Source organism: Anaerostipes sp. MSJ-23 (assembly GCF_018918155.1).
Taxonomy (GTDB): Bacteria; Bacillota; Clostridia; order Lachnospirales; family Lachnospiraceae; genus Anaerostipes.
Map to the genome: position 1 here is coordinate 1 of NZ_JAHLPY010000017.1, position 19,351 is coordinate 19,351.

Genomic DNA, 19,351 nt, shown 5'->3' on the forward strand with positions numbered 1-19,351 from the left:
CTTTATCCTTGTTATTACTGTTCTTAAAGAACGTTCGTCGATTTTTACTAAAATCGTCTGAAAAATTCAATTGAATTTTCAAGGTTGTCTTATTGTTCAGTTGTCAATGTTCTGTGATTTGCTTCTGTGTGTAAGAAGCTTTTCTATTATATCACTCTGTTCTTTGTTTGTCAAGAACTTTTTTATTTTTTGCTTTTGATATTTACCATCGTTAGCAACTTTTATATCATATCATCTTTATTCTTATTTGTCAAGAACTTTTTCTTTGATATTTTATAATGTTCTGATCATCTCTGTCAGCAACTTTTATATCATATCAAACATTAGTATCTTTTGTCAAGTACTTTTTTATTCTTTTCAAAATCATTTTTGATGACTTACTGTCTCTCGAAGACAGCTTAGATATAATATCATACCAGAATCTTTCTGTCAACTATTTTTTCAACTTTTTTTATTTTTCTTCTTATATTTTCATTACAATAAAAAAAGTATTCCGTATTAACGGAATACTCCTTGTGTTCCTTCCAGCAAATGTTCCTTTTCTTCAGATATTTTCTGATCAAACATCTGAAGAAAAGGATTACTTTGAAGAAATTTTTCTATTTTTTCATTTCCTTCTGTAATCTGTTCATATTGTTTATTCAATCCAATCTTTGGCATCATTGCTACTAAAAACAGCAAAAACATGATTACCAGAGAGCCTTTGGCAAAGCCAAGGATCGCTCCAGCTAGTTTATTTACAAACCCAACTCCTGGTATAGAACTAATCTTATTAATAAAATGAATCACAAATCCAAAACAGATGCGGATTACAATAGATGCTGCAATAAAAGCAATCACATAAGAAATTTCCTTTACAAGAATACTTCCATACTGCGCTTCTATTATCTTTGCAATCGGCTGTCTAATATAATCAGCAATATAATAAGAAATAGCAAATGTCAAAATCCATGCAGCAAATCGCATCAGTACCTTTAAAAAACCTCTTCGATATCCAAGAATAATCTGAAGCAACAGATAAATCCCAAGAACTGCTAAAATTATTTCTCCCATTATGTACCTCGTTTCTTAGCGTAAGCTAATCAAATCCATTTCATCCTCATATGAAATTAAATACTTACGTGCTTTTCCAGTTGGTGCTATATCCAAAACTCTTCTTTTAAAATTCTTTCTAAACATTCTATGTCCTGCAAAATTAAAGATTGCATAATGATAGTTGCCAATAAAAAGTACTTCTCTTTTTCCAATTGCAATTTTATTATATTCTGAAGAAAACTCTTTGGACATAATTTTATTTCCTGATCGATTATACACTTCCATCTCATACTGACCTTTTTTGGTCAACTTTTCTTTATCTTCTAATACAAGAACCATATATCGATCACTTACCGCAACACTTTTTACTATCTTATCTAATGTCACTTCTCGTTTTTTTGAAGGATTTCTTCCGGCTTTAAACATAATCACCTGATGATCTCCAATTGCGCAAAGTCTGGAGTCTCCCATATAACTAACTTTTGGTATAATCGTATCATTGAAATCAAAAGAGCCGATCATCTGATCGTCTTTTTCCTTTCCTTCATTTCCAAAATTATAAAAAGCAACCCGGCTCTTTGTTTTAACTCCGTCAACAATCAAATAACTTACCGCAAGATTTTGTCCATCACTTGATAACGCAATATCAATCGGATACCCATTATCATCCGGTGCTGTCTTAATACTTACCAGTTTTTTTCGACCACCTTCATAAAGTTCAATATAATTTCCATCTTCCCCTTGGAGAAGCAAGGCAACCACTCCCTGACTTGCCACTTCTATATCAATGATTGGATAAGAAACATTAAATTGTTTCATCTGTCCTGACTGAGTCAACAACACAACATCATTTCCGCTTTTTGAAGCAACGGCTAAATAATTCCCCCGATAGGAAACCAAAGGATTTTTTATAGAATATGTACGATTCCATTCTTCATTTCCATCCTTGTCCAAAAATGACATCCCATCTTCACTATAACAGATTGTTCCACTTTTATATGCAAAAGATCCTGCAGAATTAGCCATATCTTTTGTTAATATCTTTTCAATGGTCATTGTCCGATATGTTCGATAACGATATGCAAATAGACCAAAAATCCAGACAATCACTAAAGCAATTAACAATGCTTTCCGATATTTCATCTTTCTGCGCTGAACCCTAACAGCATGTTTTACATTTTCACTACTGTTTATATAAAGGGAAAATCCTGATTTCGTCTTTTGTTCCATAGAACACCCTTCCAACTTTTTTATTCCCTGCTTTTTGTTAAAATCTAGTATACCTTATCCAAAAGCCTTCGTAAAGTCCTGGTATCTTAAGAAAATCTTTCTTTTTTCTGATGTTATTTTCTATAACTCGGCAATAATAATTTCTGTCCCGGATAAATCTGTTCTTTTGGACCGATTCCATTTAAATCTCTAATCCTTTGTATCGCTCTTTGATTCCCATATCTTCTTTTACTAATAGAAACAAGTGTATCTCCCTTCCGTACTCTATAAGTTTCCCATTCTCTCCTTATAGTCCTTACCTTCCTCTGTTCTGTTGTACTTTGTTTTACCGTTTGTGTCGTTTTCTCCGTTTCCTGTGTTGTTTTTTCCTTCTTTTTCTCTGTTGTCGTTGTCGTTTCTGTTTTTTGTTCTTGTGTTTGCAATGTCGATGGCATTTTTTCTTTTTCTGTAGCGATCTGTTTATGTACTCCCATTCCCATTGTTGTTACTGCACCTTGAACCATAGAACGAAAATCAATCGTTGTACGATTTTGTGAATAATAATACATCGCACCCCCAGCTGCAATTACGATTGCCATTACTGCCGCTGATGCTACCCTTCGAATCATTCCTTTCCGATGACTCGATTTTGTCTTTTCCATGACTCGTTCTCGAAACTGTCGAATCACCTTTTCATCTCTTCTCGCTTCCATCATATTTTCATAAGATCTTACTTCTTTGATACGTTCATTTCTCTCAATCAGGTAACTTTGCATCATCGGATTTTTTTCATAATATATATAATATCCACTTTGCCTTACAAGATCTTGTCCACGATATACATAAAATGCATCTTCCTGTTCCAATTGATCAATCATATATAAAACTTTCCCATCCCCTGGAAAATTTTCAAAATGCGTTTTTTTTATTTTGTCATTTAAACGAACAGAAAATCCCATACGCAATAATGCCCAGCCGATGACTTCCATCTGCCCAAAAAAACGGTCTTTTTGCTGGTAAATTTCTCTCCATACTCTGTCATCAAAAACAGCTTCGTCCAAATCCAGTTCCAGATTCTGTCCCTCAATGGCTCCTCTTACAAAAATAATTGTATCGTTCCCTATTTTTTTCTTTTCACCAAATAAAATGGCTCCACGAACAAATGTATTATGATCTGTGGTGAGTGCATTTAAGAAGGTAATTACATAATCCTCTACATAAACTTTTGTGTGCCCTGCCGGACTTCCAATCTGACGGATATTTTTTGGCAGCTGCTGTTCTGTTTTCACAAGTTATGCCTTCCTTTCCTTTATAATAAAAAGATGTTAGCACACTTTATTCTTTTTTTTTATCAAACCTCGTCGAGGGAAACGCTCTTTTTTTCTACATATTTTTTTATCTTTTGTATAAACTAGGAACACAAATGATTCCAGACAGGAGGTTGTTCATGTTATTTTCTAATACAATTTCATACTACTATCCGCCGGATGTTCAGGCGTTTTATGAATTCCAAAACGATTTCCGGACGCTAATGGAAAAAAGGCGCAAAAAAACACAGCCACTGGTCATTGTCTGCATTGGCACAGATCGTGCTACCGGTGACTGTCTTGGTCCCCTTGTTGGTCAATATTTACAAAATCACTGTTTATCTTCTACCGATTGTACGATTTATGGATGCCTATCAAACCCAGTCCATGCGCAAAACCTCCATGAAACAATTAAAAAAATTGAAACCTCCCACGAACAGCCTTTTATTATCGCAATTGATGCTTGTCTTGGCTGCAGAGAACATGTCGGATATATCACACTCTCTCCTCTTCCTCTGTTTCCCGGGCAAGGAGTTTCGAAAGATCTCCCGCCAATTGGAAATATTTCCATCACTGGCATCGTCAATCACACATCACATTCTAATGAAGAAATGATTCAAAATACAAGGCTTCAAATTGTTGTAGAACTTGCATCTTTTATTTCTTCTGGAATTGAACATTTATGCTGCCCATACTAGACCTCGATCTGCATGTCTCTATCCTTGATAACTCCTAATCTGCGCATTGCCTCTGCGATCACGTAAGTAACAACAATCGGAGCTACAAAACACATTAGTACGACAATAATAAGTGCAGCTAGCTCAGGTCTCCCTGCAGAAACCATCGAATGATATGCAGAAAATGGACCAAGAAGCCCACAAGTTCCAACACCCGCACCAGCTGCGCTATTCGTCATTTTAAATAAAAGTGTTGATATTGGACCCAAAACGGCACTTGTTAAAATCGTTGGAAGCCAAATCCATGGTCTTCTTATAATATTAGGAAGCTGCAGCATCGGTGTTCCGATTCCCTGAGCAAGCATGCCTCCAAATCCATTTTCCCGATAACTTGCTGCTGCAAAGCCAACCATCTGTACACAGCAGCCAACCGTCGCTGCTCCCGCTGCAATCCCAGTCAAATGAAGACTAACTGCAATTGCTGATGCACCAAATGGAAGTGTAAGGATCATGCCCATCAAAACAGCAACAACCATTCCCATAAGAAATGGTTCCTGTTTCGTTCCCCACTGAACCATATGACTAATCTTTTCAATTAAAAGGGTTAGATATGGTCCTGCCAAAAGTCCTACAATACTTCCGGCAGCTATTGTTACAAGCGGTGACAAAATAATATCAAGGTTTGTCCGTCCAATAAAAAGACGTCCAAGTTCAATTCCAACATAAGCCGCAAGAAACGCACTCAATGGTTCTCCATAACCAGAAATCTGTAATCCACTTTTTACAGTAAGTGATCCGGCAATAATGGCTGGGGCAAAAGCACCTGCCATTCCAGCAGCAGCTGCTGACACAACAATCAACGGATGTTCCTCCAGGCGGCTAGCAACTCCAATACCAATACCCGCACCTGTCATCATTTTCAGAAGAGCTGCCATTGTCATGATCATCGTTCCTTCTGCACTTCCAATCCAGCTGCCGATCTGCTGCAAAATAATTCCCATAACTAACGTTGCAAACAATCCAAGCGTCATTCCGGTCAGCCCATCCACAAAGATCCTCTTAAAAATTTTCATTTTAATACCTCCGGTATATTCCTTTCTATTGTCCAGCATAAACGATTACAAAAAGTCTGTCCAGTTCCAAATTTTTTTCTTTACAACAATCCAAAATAACTCTATACTAAACCCAGGAAACTATTGACTTATTATTTTGGAAAGCAGGCATCTTTATGTTTCGTATGTGGGGTAAAATTTTTAAGAAAAATCATATGCTTCAGGATACAGTTATTTGCATCGACAATGACCTGAATCGTACAAGAAAAGTCTACCAAGCATTAGAAGAAATCTGTTACGAATTTGACCTTCAAAAACCACTCTGGCTGGAATCAAATAAACAGGATTTTATTCTTCACAGCAAAACCCGTTTTACTTCCGACTGTTTTATAGAAGAAATCAATTTTGATTATCTTGAAATTCAGGTAATTGAAGAATGATTTCGTCAAAAATATTTACATATTTATCATATTTGAGTATACTAAACATATAAAGAAATCATTTCTTACAATTCGTACTTTTAACGAAAGAGGGGTTTATGAAACGACGACGAACACTGAAGCCTGTCGGTCACGAGATTACAGAAAAAATTGCTCTGATTTATGAAAAACATGCTCACCGTCTTTACTGTACCGCAATGAAATATACTTCTAATCAACAAGATGCAGAGGAAGCAGTTCAGCAGGTTTTTGAGAGTATTATTCTCAATCCGGATAAAATTTTAACAATTCCGGAAAATGAAGTTATCTTTTTTCTTTATGCTATTCTTCGAAATACGATTTACTCAATGAGCAGAGAAAAAAAGAAAAACTTTCATATGTCTCTGGACTTCGACAACTGCAGTGAGTATTATGATCTCAAAGATCCAGAGGATGCATATATGCGTTACATCAATCTGGTATCTTTAAAAGAGAAAATTTCCCACTTAAAACCCACATTACGCGATACGGTCTTATTTTATTACGTATATGGATTTAACCATAGGGAGATTGCAGAGATGTTTCATATCTCTGAACGTGCAGTAAGAAAAAGGATTTTCCAGTCAAAGAAAGAAATGCGAAAGATGTTTCGAAAAGAGGATTTCTATGAACGATAAGAATAACAAAACAACAGACGACCAAGAACAACTCTTGGACCATCTGATCGAATACGGCGGCAAGCAGTATATCGAAGAAGAGGTTCAAAAATTTGAAGATATTCCGGAATTGGAGCCTTCAAAAGAATTTGATGACAAAATGCAGGCTATGTTCAAAAAAGCCTACCAAAAAGAGGTGCGAAAGGAGCGCATGCAATTAGGAAAAAAAATCGCAGCTGTTTTCGTCATCGTTCTCGGCATAGCCATGGTCACGGCTATGAACGTTAAAGCTTTTAGAGAACCTGTTTTAAACTTTATTTTTAACCGTAGTTCTAATTTAAACGATAAAACAAAAGTTGATGTAAAAGATGATTCCAAAACGAAAGAAAAATTTACATTTGGATATATACCGGATGGGTATAAACTAGAAAAAGAACAATATTTACATAAAGAAAAACAAGTTATATATGACTATAAAAAATATTCCAATAAATACATTCATATATGCTTACAACCCGATCAAGAATACAGTACTTATCAAAATATGAATAAATCATCCTATACCAAAATAAATCACAATAATAAGACTTACTATTTTATAAAAGGTAAGTCAAATAAATTTCTTTGGTATAATCAAAATATTATTTTTAATATCTCATCTTCTTTAAATGAAAATGAGATGTTAAAAATTGCCGAAAACATCAAAATAACTAAATAAGTATTTTCTAATAAGACTTCTTTAAAAGAGGTCTTATTTTTTTGCTTCTTTTTATCCAAATATGACTTTGTAAGAGCAGTAAGGATAGGAAGGATTTTTTATGAAAAAATTTTTAAAATTTATGCTTATCTGTTCACTCTGCATCTTGCTGTCTATCTCTTCTATCGCCTCAATTCCCGTTTCTGCTGCTAATGACTGGAAAGGTTTTGACAGTGTTTATATAGGATTAAGCTTCTATACTTTAGGAGAAGCTGTTCCGTATACAACTGTAATTCCTAGCAAAGGAAGCTATTATTCAAAAATTAATATGAAACTCCAGCGTTATTCTAACGGTTCTTGGCATACTTTAGCAAGTGGTACTCATGGTGATACTGGAACTAATGCATTTAGCAGCTCTTATTATGTCACCAAAGGGTATACCTATCGTGTTTACAGTACCGTTACCATTTATAAATCAAAAGGTGGTAAGAAAATTAACAGCGATACTTTTACTTACAAAAATAAATATAAATAATCTGCAATGTTTTTAATTACACGATAACTATATTAATTTTCATTTTAAAGATCCTTACTCGTTAAAAAAGACAGATTCCTCTGTCTTTTTTTCGTTAATTTTTTATTTTTTTCCGTTTTTTGTTCCTGTTTTTTCACTTTATAACGTTTATATAGTGAGAGGGATTTTCCCAGTTACTAACAAACAATGCAACCTATAAATTAGAAACTATACCATTTTCGTATCCCTAAAATTTACTGCGGAATGGAGGCGAACAAAAGTTTTTAGCAGGACATGCTGAATATCTCTTTGTTCGGGAAAATCCTTCTCATATTTCATTCCCGTAAAAGATATGCATATTCAAAATTAAATCTCTTCTCTGGGAAAAAAGCCAGAGTTTTTATATACAAAAACCCCAGCTCTTTTTTCATTATTTTGTTGTACTGCCAAAGCCGCCATTTCTTATTTGTACGACATTATCATCAATTGTAATTCCATACTGCATAAAGATTCCCTGAACCATACCAGTTCCTCTTGCAACAGAAACTGTTTTTCCTTCATTTGTATCGTTCGTTAATTTCACAAAAATATGCCCTTCATTATCAGAATTAAAATAATCACTATCAATAATTCCAACAGTATTGTTCATCTGAAGACGGAATTTAAATCCAAGCCCGCTTCTCGGAAAAATATTTAATACCCAATCTGGTTCAATAAATACACGAATCCCTGTCGGAATTTTAATTGTTTCTCCCGGTTTTAAAGTAAAATCAATAGGACTGAAAAAGTCATATCCTGCAGATCCCTTTGTTGCTCTGCAAGGCAGCTTGATTTCATCATAAATTTTTCTAATTTCATCGGATGTTGTATCCGGAAAACTATCCTTCCAGCTTTCCTCAAACTGAGCAAAGCTTACCTTATGAAACTGTGCAATCTTATTCATAAACGCTCCTGTCTTGTACTGTTCTTCTGTAGTTCCAGAATATTTTATCAGACACTTCCCACAGATTCAATAGTCTGGAAGGTTTTTTAGCGAAAGAAATTGAAAGCCTTCTTTTTTCAAATTTGATATCACTGTACCTAATGCCTGTGCATTCGAACTTGATACATTATGAATCAACGGAATGGCTCCATTATGGGAATATTTTTCAAAATGCTGCACTACATACTCTTTTCCCGGCTGTTTATTAACATCATAATCAAGATATGCCATACTCCAGAAAATAGTCTTATATCCCATTTCCTTTGTAAGTTTTAAAGTTCTCTCATTGTATTCTCCCATTGGCGGTCGAAAAAAATGATCCATCGCATAACCTGTTGCCTCTTTACAATATTCTGCACAATCATTAATTTCTTGCTTATTATCTCTATCGGTAAGAGATGGCATACTTTTATGATGAACCGTATGATTTCCAACAATATGCCCTTCTTTCTTCATTCGTTTGACAAGATCTTTATTTTCTCGGATAAAAGGTTTGGTAACAAAAAAAGCCCCTGGTACTTTTTCTTTCTTTAATACATCCAGAATTTTTGGAGTAAATCCATTTTCATAACCACAATCAAATGTCAGATAAATACATTTTTTCTTATCTGCTTTTGGATCTACATAATAAGCATCATATTTAGAAAGATCAATCTTATCTGATGCCTCCGGTGTTTGATGATTTTCATTTCTTTTGATCCACCATCCCTCGGTTCCCTGAACCTTTGTGCCAACCGTTTGAATCACAGTTTCTTCCGTTGATACTATCCTCGGCTGCGCACATCCTCCAAATAGCATGGCAACTAAGAAAATCTGAAAAACCACATATTTCATAGAAAAACCCATTCTTTCTTTTTCTATATTATTCTATGATTCTCCTTGTGCTTTATAAGTCGTTTATAAAATCTTTTAATGTTTCTATATCTTCCTTCGTAAGCTCCAGTTCTCTAGTACTTGCAATCTGGCTCCATTTTTCTACAATCTCATCTGCTTCTTCTTTCTCTTGCGCACTCCTTTTTTCCTGACGTATATGTTGTTTTTCCTCTTTCTCCCGCTTTCCTTCCGCCTTATTCACTCTATTGGGTAAAATATTTTCCAGATAATTAATCAAAGTGCTCCGTATTCTTTTTTTCAAATGATCTAGAAGGAAAAGATTATCGATCATAAAAATTAAAAAGCCAACAGACACACTGATCATTAAACTTCGAAACCATAAAAAGAAATCGATTCCTTCTATCATTCCTCGTATCGCACCAAGGCATCCAAGCAGCATACATAAAATACCACAAAATCCCGGTATTTGTTCCCAAAAAGAAACCGGAATACCAAAGATCCGATGATTTTCAAAATACTGATCAACGATGCAAGAAGCATTATGTATCTTCGCATTGAGTTGATAGTAATTTTCAAATTTCTTCTTCAGTATTCCGATCCAGTGCCGTTTCGGCTTGTCCATATCATTTGCAGCTGACAATAAACGGTGATAACTTCTAAATACAATCAATTTTACAAGTAATGCAATCACCAGTGCCGATGCCAGCCCCTGAATAAAAAATGTTTCCTTTAAGATTTCCATATCCACATCTCCTTTTGTTATCATTATAAAAGAGTCCCTATGGAAACTTAAGAAAAATCATCTTACAAAGTTCGATTATTCTCTGTCTAAAATACCAAGAACCAGACGAACAATGTGTTTGATTGCTGCTTTTTCAAATTCCTCATAACTTACGGTTGCTTCCTGATCTGCCTTATCAGAAATTGCACGTAAAACGATAAATGGAATATGATTCAGATAAGCAGCCTGTGCCATAGATGCACCTTCCATTTCTGCACAATATCCGCCAAATTGTGAGATCAGCTGATGTTTCTTTTCATTATCTGAAATAAACTGATCTCCACTGACTACACGTCCAGTAAAGCACTGAATTTCTGGATTTACCTCTTTGCATACTTCTTCTGCAATAGAAATCAGCCCTTTATCTGCCTCAAAAATAGATGTTTCCATTCTTGGAATTACACCTGGCTCATATCCAAATCCTGTAGCATCCATATCATGCTGAACAGCATCGCTTGAAATTACAATATCTCCAACTTCAATGTCTTTATATAATCCTCCGGCTACCCCGGTATTAATTAAATGTGTCACTTGAAATTTATCTACAAGAATCTGTGTACAGATCGCCATATTAACTTTTCCAATTCCGCTCTGCACAATTACAACATTTTTTTTGCGCAAAATTCCTTTATAAAAGTCCATTCCTGCAAAACTGCTTTTTTCTTTTTCTTCCATGGACTCAATCAGTGTGCTGACTTCTTCTTCCATAGCTCCAATAATTCCAATGATCATAATTTCTTTTCCTCCTGATGTCTTTTTCTCTCTGTCAGCATACCACAAATTTTATAGATCAGACAAGATTTCTAAAACTTCTTCTTTTGTTTTTGCAACACGCAGCTTTTCTATTTTTTCCATATCAGAACATGTGATAGCCAATTTTGCAAGAATTTCTAAATGTTCCTCATCAACTCCAGCAATTCCAATAATAAGGTAAGCTATCTTATCTGGCCCAAAAGATACTCCTTTAGGAACTTGAATAAAAGATACTCCGGAAGCCTTAATATATTTTTCAGATCCTGCCATTCCATGCGGAATTGCAACTCCATTTCCTATATATACAGAAATCTTTTCATCTCTTTCTATCATCGAATCTATATACTCTGATTGAATACATCCCAGATCTATAAGAATTTCTCCTGCTTTTTTTATTGCTGAAATCTTATCCTCAAATGCCTGATTTAATAAAATACTATCCGAATGAAATACACGACTCATGCTGTTTCCCCCTTTTCTTCTTTCATATTTTTTCTTATATTTATTTTACCATGCAGAAAATAAACAAACCAGCACAACTGCCATGAAACATTTCAAAATTGCCCACTGGACGCATGTTCCCTGATGGGCTATAATGAGACATAGCATGAAACAATGTTAACAGGAGGGAATTATGATTTATAAGACAAAAGGTACTTGTTCCAGTGCCATTGAATTTGAAATAGAAAATGGTATCCTGACAGATGTAAAATTCCAAGGCGGATGTATGGGAAATACTGCCGGTGTTGCAGCCCTTGCAATCGGTCGTCCAATTGACGAAGTTATTGAAAAACTTTCCGGTATTCCTTGCGGATTCCGTGGTACATCCTGTCCAGACCAGCTTTCCAGAGCATTAAAATTGTATAAAGAAGAACATCCTTCAGGAGGTGCTGCATAATGAAGCGAATCGTATTAACCGGAGGTGGTACAGCCGGTCATGTAACGCCAAATATGGCTCTCGTTCCAAAACTAATCGATGAAGGATTTGATATTTCTTACATCGGTTCCTATAACGGTATGGAGAAAAAACTGATTGGTGATATCGGCGTTCCTTACTATGGAATATCATCCGGAAAATTACGCCGCTATTTTGATTTAAAAAACTTCAGTGATCCTTTCCGCGTATTAAAAGGATATTTTGAAGCAAAAAAAATATTAAAAAAACTACACCCAGATGTTATTTTTTCCAAAGGAGGATTTGTTACAGTTCCTGTTGTAATTGCAGCAAAAAAATTGCATATTCCAATTATCATTCATGAATCTGATATGACTCCAGGACTTGCCAACAAACTAAGCATTCCAAGTGCCAGTAAAGTATGCTGTAACTTCCCGGAAACTATCTCTCATCTACCAGAGGGAAAAGCTGTCCTTACCGGATCACCAATTCGCGAGGAACTCTTCCAGGGAAAGAAAGAAACTGGTTTATCTCTTTGCGATTTCAATGATGAAAAACCTGTGCTTCTTGTTATTGGAGGAAGTCTTGGTTCTGTAGCAATCAACAATGCGATCCGCACAAACTTAAATGACTTGCTAGAACGCTATCAGATCATTCATCTATGTGGACGTAATCACTTAGATGAATCTCTGTCACATATCAGAGGTTACAAACAATTTGAATATGTAAAAAAAGAACTGAAACACTATTTTGCCTGTGCAGATATTGTTGTATCTCGTGCTGGTGCCAATGCTATTTGTGAACTTTTAGCATTACGCAAACCAAACATCCTGATTCCTCTTGGATTAGATGCCAGCCGTGGAGACCAAATCCTCAATGCACAATCCTTTGAAAAACAAGGTTACAGCTACGTTTTACAAGAAAAAGATGTAACAAGCCAGACTTTATTAAATGCAGTAAACACTGTTTACGATAATCGTGAAAAATATATTGAAGCCATGAACAAAAGTGAACTGGCAAACCCAATTGAAACCATCGTAAACCTTGCCAATGAACTGGCTACAAAGAAAAATTAATTTTATAATGCAATAAAAACATGCATGTTTTTTATTCTTTTCCGTATCTTAGATGTTAAAGATTCAATAAACATGCATGTTTTTTATTTTTTACATTATTTTACTGTAATAGATTTCACTGCACTGTATGCTCCATACAATTTTGTCTTTCCAACGCTCTTATATGAACGTACTCTTACATAATATTTCTTTTTTGATTTTAAACTCTTTATTGTCTTCTTGTAAGTCTTATAAGTTGTCACCGAATAAGTCTTAGCGCCTTTGAAGTTACTCTTTAATCCAACTTGTAACTGATATCCAGATGCCTGATTGTCTTTTGTCCACGATACATCTAATTTTTGTTTACCAGCCTTTACTTTTACATTCTGTTTCTTTGGTACTACCTTGATTGCTACTTTCTTTGTTTCTGTGCAAAAGCCTTCACCAAATGCAGTCACGGTAATTGTCGCAGATCCTGTTCCTTTGATAGTAACAACTCCCTGATCTGATACATCTGCAACTTTCTTATTGCTTGTTTTATAACTTAAAGTTGTTCCTTCTACAGATTTTGCTCCAAGATCTATTGCTTTATCTCCATATACTTTTGATATGCTTAATGATGTGGCCACAGAAATATCTGTTGCTTTTTTAATAGATACCGAAAGTTTTACATCAGCATATTTCTCAGATTCAAGAGTGATTGTATAATCATCTCCGATTTCAAGACTCTTATCAAGAGTAAGAATACCATCTTTATAGCTATACAATGTTGGATCAATGACCTGAGCAGCTCTTCCTGCTCCTTTTGTTACTTTTGTAAGATTGTAATTTGCATCTTTTGGTGCTCTGGAAGTATCAACTTTTACTTTTGTTCCACTTTCGCTATATGCTCCTTCAGATACTGTAATTTCCTGATTTTTGCTTAACAATGGTTTCACATAAAGGTTCGTATGAATCACAAGATCTTTTCCATCACATGCTGGTACTTGTGTAATACTTCCATCTCTTCCTTTTTCTTCATATGCATCCGTCTTTCTTAACAGATAAGTAATTTTTTTAATTGTCTTTCCATTCAGACCCTTTGTATGTGCATAAGCCACATGGTTTCCATGAGGTTCAGTAAATTCTCTTGCTGCAAAAGAAATTTCTTTTGGCTGAAGCCATAAGTTATCTTCATGAAGAAGACCATATTTCTCTCCATCAGAAGTTTCTAAAATAACCCCTTCCATACTTTTTTTTGTAACATAAGAAGGAAGATTTTCTACAGAAATCTGCCAGTTACCCCAGTTAGAAGTTGAAGTAATCGCTGCTGTTACTTCTGATTTTACTTCTGATGTAGAAGTTGTGGCTTTAAATGTTCCATCTCCATTTAATTCTTTATATTCATCAAACGCACTGTCCGAGAATTTTGCATTTGCAAGATATTGATATACCGATAAATTTTTATCTTTATTTTGAGTATAAGCATTATAATACGCTTGATATAAAGCTACTGGAATACGAATTTGTACATCTGCAATGCCATTAATATTAACACCCGTTGCCTCATCCCCAGTTTCATTATTCTTTACATTCTCTGTATAATAAGTTGTTGGAAACCCTTTGGATTTTGTTGTAGTCGCAGATGTAACAGCGTCATAGGATCCACCTGCATATTTTGCATCTACAATATCACCTTTGGATAAATCAAGACTTGTGATATTCACTGTCCTATTGACTTCTCCATAGTAATAATCTGCATACTCCATGTTGACCGTCGCATAATAATAACCGTCAACTGCTTTTAATGTTTTTGGATCCTTTAATCCTGATGTCTGAGTCTCTTCTGCCTTTACAATTGCCACACTGCTGTTAAATACAGCCGGTATTGAAACCGGACCTGTCATCATTGCTGCTGCAAGTGCTACTGTAAGACTCTTTTTCCACATTGTTGTTCTTCTCATGTGAACCTCCTTTAAAAATAAATCATTGTGCCTTGTACTTCGGCATAAAGTACGGAAATGCCTACATACATATTTATCTTTATCCTGATAAAACCTTATCAGAGATATCGATCATATTTTTACAATTTCAGGGAATAACGATAGTTTGTTTAGACTAACTTCATTGTTAAAAGCAAGCATCCAGATTGGATGCCACACTTTTTTATTTTACAAACTCTGCGCAAAAAGACACAGCGCAATAAACAATATAAGTTTTACAAAAACAAACAGTAATTCACTGCCCTTCCATCGTTTTCCTAAACCGAGATGAATATTTTGTTTGGGACAAACATCCACACACTGAAGGCAATGAATGCATTCTCCGCCATTTTTTTGATCCCTTTTGATTTGATAATCAACAGGACATTTCATCTCGCATGCACGACATTTTGGAATACAGCTGCTTCGATCTCTATCAAGAACAGAAAACGGAAGAACTGGTAGCCATGCAAAAATTGCTCCCATAGGACAAAGATATTGGCAGAAAAATCTTTCTTTAAAGCACATACCCACCAGAATCAGTACAAAGATCACCCATCCCGTCAGATAACCGACATCTGGGATCTTTCCTGTGTACAACATGGAAAAAACTTCCCAAGGACTGGTTCCATGGAATTTTTTTGTAAATCCTAACCCGTAAATCAGCATTAGGACAATTAATAACACATATTTTATTTTTTGAAGTTTTCTTCCGGTTTCCGCTGAAAACCACGGAAGTTTCTTCTTTCTTTTTAATTTCTTCTGAACCCACTGGGAAAGAGCAAACATTCCATCTCCCAATGTACCAAATGCACACGCATATCCACAAAAAAATCTTCCAAATAAAATGGTAAAACCACATAACGCAATGAACATCACAAGAAACGCATTTTGTTCAATTGGCTGTCCCGCACGGATTTTTTCAATCACATACCGTACTCCTGAAAATGCGGATGTATAAAGAGCCGGCATCCAAAGGAAAAATACGATTTGTATCATTTGTCTTGTAAGGCGTCTAAGATCTCTTTTTTTCATTTTATGACGCCTCCTTTAATGCATTCTGCACCGCTGTAATAATTCCCTTCGAACTATAAGTTGCTCCGCTGGCTACATCAACATTAGCTGTTTGTTTCTTTTTCATTGTCTCCATGATCTTTTTTGCATTATCTAAATAAGCAGGATCTTCATTTTTTGCCTCTTTAATCTTAATATCTGAAATAGTTCCTCCTTTAATCGTAACACGAACGACAATGGTTCCTCCATATCCCTGTCCGCTTCCCTCATAAATACCATCTTTATAGGCAGCAGAAAGTTTCTGATTTTCAGCTTCAATTTTCGCTTCTTTCTGTGCACGCACTAATGCAATATTATGATAAACCAAACAAATACAAAGAATCAAAGCAAGATTACACAAGCGCATAATAAAATGTTTATAATTTTTCAATTGAATTTTCATCTTATGCTATCCCCTATTTTTCCATCTGTTGTATAACGTCTTGGTAAGCTTCCTTGATTGCTTTTGAAGAACAGGTTGCTCCACTGACAACATCACAATCTTCAATTTTCATACCAGATTTCAATTGTTTAATAATTCCATTTCTTGCAAATTGAATATACTCATTGTTATAAGATGCTCCATCTCCAGAAGCTGTGATCTTATCAAAATCAATCACCCCATCTGTAGATACCGGAACATTGATTGTCAGATTATATCGGCGAAAATCCAGCTCTTCATCTGGAACACAAACTGCTTTTGCTGTATAAACAGTACCATCAGAATCTGGTTGATTATTATTGTTATTATTGTCGTTTTTGTTATTATTGTCGTTTTTGTTATTATTGTTATTATTGTCGTTTTTGTTATTATTGTTGTTGTCGTTTTTGTTATTATTGTTGTTATTGTTGCTATTGTCGTTTTTGTTGTTATCGTTATTATTTTTTTTATGATCGTCTTTCTTTGATAAAGCTTTTGTCAGTGCATTCCGAACTGCTGCCATAATTCCATGAGAACTATAGGTTGCTCCACTAACTGCATCTACTTTATTCTCATTTGCGGATTGTAAAGCAATAATACTATATGGTACCTCCGCCCACGCCTTCTCAAAGAACTGCTTATCATCTTTTTCATTTTTCACAAGCGAAATAGCTACAATCTTACTGTACTTAATCGTAACTTTTACAGTAATATTTCCACGGAACCCTTTTCCTGTGCCTTCATAAACACCATCTTTATAAGTTCCAGAAACATTTGGAATATTATTTTTATGTTGATTGCTATTGTTGTTATTATGATTGGAAGAGCTATCACTTGCACTATCGGAATCATTACCTACAACTGAACCATCAACAGCAGCTTTACTTAGTGCGTTTCGAACTGCCTTAATAATTCCGTTCGAACTATAAGTTGCTCCACTAACCGCATCCACATTTGTTGTCTGTTTCTTGATCATTAATGGAAGCAGCGTTCCTTTTGCACGGTTAAAATATGCAGCATCATCATGACTCTCTAAGACCTTAATTGCTGTAATTTTTCCATTCTTGATTGTTACCTCAACCTTTACCGTTCCGTGATATCCACTTGCAGACCCTGTAAATGTTCCATCTTTATATGTACCGGACTCTTTTACTTTACCAGCGCTTGCAGCAGAACCTTTTGAACCAGAATTCGCTGCTGCTTTTACAGAAGATTTATCAGTTTCTCCGGTTAATGCATTTTTTACAGCCTTAATAATTCCATTAGAACTATAAGTTGCCCCACTAACTACATCCACTTTTAATGACTGTTTTGCAAGAATACTCTTAATCACACCAGCAGATGCACGATTGAAAAAGGCTGCATCATCAGAGCTGCTTAATACCTTGATTGCAGTAATTTTATGCGATTTTACGGTTACTGCAACTTTTACTTTTCCACGATATCCATTGGCTTCACCATGATATGTTCCATCTTTAATTTTACTTAAGTCAATATCTCCTACTTTTGCTTTTTTCGCTTTCTTCTTTGCGGTGGTTGTTGCTGCTTCCACCTGCTTTGTTTGGGCGTTTGGATTGGATTTTTTAACCTTCGGTGCTGTATAACCAAAAATACTGTTTCCTACCAAACTTATAACAAAAATGGCTGGTACAAACTGAATAAAATTAACTTTTTTCAACAATTCAATATGTCTCATATTCCTCTCTTCACTTTCTATTTATCTTTCACAACAGTATAGTTATAATCAGAAGTAAAATATTTTTGAATTCCTTGGCTAATATAAATTTTATCATTTTGATCAACCAAGATCATTTGAAACTCCTTGGAGTGGTTTCTCCAAAATTGGATTGCTTTATCTCTTCCCATAATAAACAAAGATGTAGACAATGTATCTGCCAACGTTCCATTTTTACTAATGATTGTTACAGATGTTAGATTCTTTCTAGATGGTTTTCCTGTAGAAGGATCTAAAATATGATGATAAACCGTACCATTCTTTTCAAAATAACGCTCATAAGCACCAGATGTGATGACAGACTCTCCCTTTGATTGATAAGCTCCAACCATTTCCATTGAATCATCCGGTGACTGAATTCCTACTTTCCAACGGCTTCCATCTGTTTTTGTTCCAATTGATTGAACATTTCCACCAAGACTAATCACACCATGTTTGACTCCTTCTTTTTCCATCAGCTCTGCTATCTTTTGAGAAGTATATCCCTTGGCAATTCCACCAAGATCAATCTCTATCCCATGTTCCAATGTAACAACACGGCTTTTTTTATTAATTTTTATATATTGTGTTCCCATCTGATTTTCCCGAATTTCATTAATTTCTTCATCTGTTGGAACCTTATATTTTTCTGTTGTAAATCCCCAAAGATCCATCAATGGATAAATTGTAATATCAAATGCTTTTCCTGTTACCTGATTCATCCGTTTTCCATACTCAATCAAATTTAAAGTTTCTTCTGATACTTTTAACTTCTTTTTCTGATTCAACTGATAAATCTCACTTTTTTTATTCCCGACGGACCATAGCTGATCAAGCCTCTGAATTTCGGCCTTTGCATCTTCCAAAACAGATTTTGCATTTTTACCATATGCTTTTAAAGTCATATAAGTATCCATTGCAAATACATCAATAGAAGCTTCTTCTTCACTGGTTTTTTTCTCTGTTACTGCCTGTTTTTTCTGATTCTGCTCACAACCAGTTAGTACAAAAATGCACATAATCCACAACATAAGAATGCCTGCACATTTTCTTATTTTTATTTTCATGATTGCCTCCAAATATAAGCTAAAATATCTTTTTTCCCATAAGTTTAAGGCCGAACAATATTCTCATTGTCAACCTTTTACCCTGTGTTTATTTAGTTAGCAAATGCTAACTAATATATTATCGAAAATTCTTTCTTATTACAAGTTATCTTATTGCGATTTTTTCTCATTATCTTTTTGACTCAAAATATAATTAAGTTTTTTATGATAAAATATAATATAAAAAAAGAAACGTTTCTCTCTCAAAAAAACTGAGAGAGAAACGCTTA

21 protein-coding genes are annotated in these 19,351 nt (G+C 34.9%); 7 read left to right on the forward strand and 14 right to left on the reverse strand.

The features are described 5' to 3' along the window. Positions 1–498 precede the first annotated feature (498 nt). The 3 genes from KQI71_RS10080 to KQI71_RS10090 form a co-directional block, all read right to left on the reverse strand. Positions 499–1,053, reverse strand: coding sequence for a CvpA family protein (locus KQI71_RS10080; RefSeq protein ID WP_216435900.1), 555 nt, complete (start codon positions 1,051–1,053; stop codon positions 499–501). Positions 1,054–1,068: 15 nt separating this feature from the next. Then, entirely contained in the window at positions 1,069–2,265 is a 1,197-nt protein-coding gene (locus KQI71_RS10085) for a DUF5711 family protein (protein WP_216435903.1), read from the reverse strand. Between the two features lie 113 nt (positions 2,266–2,378). Continuing rightward, positions 2,379–3,533 carry a LysM peptidoglycan-binding domain-containing protein gene (locus tag KQI71_RS10090; RefSeq protein WP_216435904.1) on the reverse strand — a complete coding sequence of 385 codons (1,155 nt, stop codon included), beginning with the start codon at positions 3,531–3,533 and terminating at the stop codon, positions 2,379–2,381. Between the two features lie 158 nt (positions 3,534–3,691). On the opposite strand from KQI71_RS10090, the gene yyaC reads away from it, so the two are divergent. After that, positions 3,692–4,249 (forward strand): spore protease YyaC, encoded by a 558-nt coding sequence (gene yyaC, locus KQI71_RS10095; RefSeq protein WP_216435906.1) that lies wholly within the window; start codon positions 3,692–3,694, stop codon positions 4,247–4,249. Here yyaC and KQI71_RS10100 read toward each other — a convergent pair. After that, positions 4,246–5,301, reverse strand: a complete 1,056-nt coding sequence (locus tag KQI71_RS10100; protein WP_216435908.1) for a PTS transporter subunit IIC — start codon at positions 5,299–5,301, stop codon at positions 4,246–4,248. The two genes, yyaC and KQI71_RS10100, sit on opposite strands and share 4 nt — an antisense overlap. Positions 5,302–5,456: 155 nt before the next feature. On the opposite strand from KQI71_RS10100, the gene KQI71_RS10105 reads away from it, so the two are divergent. The 4 genes from KQI71_RS10105 (at position 5,457) to KQI71_RS10120 (ending at position 7,587) form a co-directional block, all read left to right on the forward strand. Continuing rightward, positions 5,457–5,720: a hypothetical protein gene (locus KQI71_RS10105; RefSeq protein ID WP_216435910.1), complete on the forward strand. Its 264-nt coding sequence runs from the start codon at positions 5,457–5,459 to the stop codon at positions 5,718–5,720. Between the two features lie 98 nt (positions 5,721–5,818). Beyond that, the gene (locus tag KQI71_RS10110) at positions 5,819–6,376 is read left to right on the forward strand and encodes an RNA polymerase sigma factor (RefSeq protein ID WP_216435912.1); all 558 of its coding nucleotides are present in this window, start codon (positions 5,819–5,821) and stop codon (positions 6,374–6,376) included. Next, positions 6,366–7,073 (forward strand): DUF4367 domain-containing protein, encoded by a 708-nt coding sequence (locus KQI71_RS10115; RefSeq protein WP_216435914.1) that lies wholly within the window; start codon positions 6,366–6,368, stop codon positions 7,071–7,073. Before KQI71_RS10110 ends, KQI71_RS10115 begins: the two co-directional genes overlap by 11 nt. A 100-nt stretch (positions 7,074–7,173) precedes the next feature. Then, positions 7,174–7,587, forward strand: a complete 414-nt coding sequence (locus KQI71_RS10120) for a hypothetical protein (RefSeq protein ID WP_216435916.1) — start codon at positions 7,174–7,176, stop codon at positions 7,585–7,587. 409 nt (positions 7,588–7,996) lie between these two features. On the opposite strand, the gene KQI71_RS10125 is transcribed toward KQI71_RS10120, so the two are convergent. The 5 genes from KQI71_RS10125 to KQI71_RS10145 all read right to left on the reverse strand — a co-directional run bounded on the left by KQI71_RS10125 (position 7,997) and on the right by KQI71_RS10145 (position 11,378). Then, a complete protein-coding gene (locus tag KQI71_RS10125) occupies positions 7,997–8,509 on the reverse strand; it encodes a dUTP diphosphatase (protein ID WP_216435918.1) in 513 nt (170 codons plus the stop codon). Positions 8,510–8,575: 66 nt separating this feature from the next. After that, positions 8,576–9,382, reverse strand: coding sequence for a delta-lactam-biosynthetic de-N-acetylase (locus KQI71_RS10130; RefSeq protein ID WP_216435920.1), 807 nt, complete (start codon positions 9,380–9,382; stop codon positions 8,576–8,578). A gap of 52 nt (positions 9,383–9,434) precedes the next feature. Next, positions 9,435–10,124 carry a hypothetical protein gene (locus tag KQI71_RS10135; protein WP_216435923.1) on the reverse strand — a complete coding sequence of 230 codons (690 nt, stop codon included), beginning with the start codon at positions 10,122–10,124 and terminating at the stop codon, positions 9,435–9,437. Positions 10,125–10,199: 75 nt separating this feature from the next. Beyond that, positions 10,200–10,892 (reverse strand): 5'-methylthioadenosine/adenosylhomocysteine nucleosidase, encoded by a 693-nt coding sequence (locus tag KQI71_RS10140; RefSeq protein ID WP_216435994.1) that lies wholly within the window; start codon positions 10,890–10,892, stop codon positions 10,200–10,202. Positions 10,893–10,946: 54 nt separating this feature from the next. Then, complete coding sequence (locus tag KQI71_RS10145; protein WP_216435925.1) at positions 10,947–11,378, reverse strand: PTS sugar transporter subunit IIA; 432 nt, start codon at positions 11,376–11,378, stop codon at positions 10,947–10,949. 172 nt (positions 11,379–11,550) lie between these two features. Here KQI71_RS10145 and KQI71_RS10150 point away from each other — a divergent pair, with 172 nt between their 5' ends. Next, positions 11,551–11,814 (forward strand): TIGR03905 family TSCPD domain-containing protein, encoded by a 264-nt coding sequence (locus tag KQI71_RS10150; protein WP_216435926.1) that lies wholly within the window; start codon positions 11,551–11,553, stop codon positions 11,812–11,814. After that, positions 11,814–12,887 carry an undecaprenyldiphospho-muramoylpentapeptide beta-N-acetylglucosaminyltransferase gene (locus tag KQI71_RS10155; protein ID WP_216435928.1) on the forward strand — a complete coding sequence of 358 codons (1,074 nt, stop codon included), beginning with the start codon at positions 11,814–11,816 and terminating at the stop codon, positions 12,885–12,887. Before KQI71_RS10150 ends, KQI71_RS10155 begins: the two co-directional genes overlap by 1 nt. Before the next feature lie 95 nt (positions 12,888–12,982). On the opposite strand, the gene KQI71_RS10160 is transcribed toward KQI71_RS10155, so the two are convergent. From KQI71_RS10160 to KQI71_RS10180, 5 genes are all read right to left on the reverse strand, one after another. Beyond that, positions 12,983–14,809, reverse strand: a complete 1,827-nt coding sequence (locus KQI71_RS10160) for a hypothetical protein (protein WP_216435930.1) — start codon at positions 14,807–14,809, stop codon at positions 12,983–12,985. A gap of 207 nt (positions 14,810–15,016) precedes the next feature. Next, the gene (locus KQI71_RS10165) at positions 15,017–15,862 is read right to left on the reverse strand and encodes a 4Fe-4S binding protein (RefSeq protein WP_216435932.1); all 846 of its coding nucleotides are present in this window, start codon (positions 15,860–15,862) and stop codon (positions 15,017–15,019) included. Position 15,863: 1 nt separating this feature from the next. Beyond that, the gene (locus KQI71_RS10170; protein WP_216435934.1) at positions 15,864–16,283 is read right to left on the reverse strand and encodes an FMN-binding protein; all 420 of its coding nucleotides are present in this window, start codon (positions 16,281–16,283) and stop codon (positions 15,864–15,866) included. 13 nt (positions 16,284–16,296) lie between these two features. Then, positions 16,297–17,997 (reverse strand): FMN-binding protein, encoded by a 1,701-nt coding sequence (locus KQI71_RS10175; protein WP_216435936.1) that lies wholly within the window; start codon positions 17,995–17,997, stop codon positions 16,297–16,299. A 17-nt stretch (positions 17,998–18,014) separates the two neighbouring features. Next, on the reverse strand, positions 18,015–19,082 hold the full coding sequence (locus KQI71_RS10180) for an FAD:protein FMN transferase (protein WP_253288034.1): 1,068 nt from the start codon (positions 19,080–19,082) through the stop codon (positions 18,015–18,017). Positions 19,083–19,351: the final 269 nt, after the last annotated feature.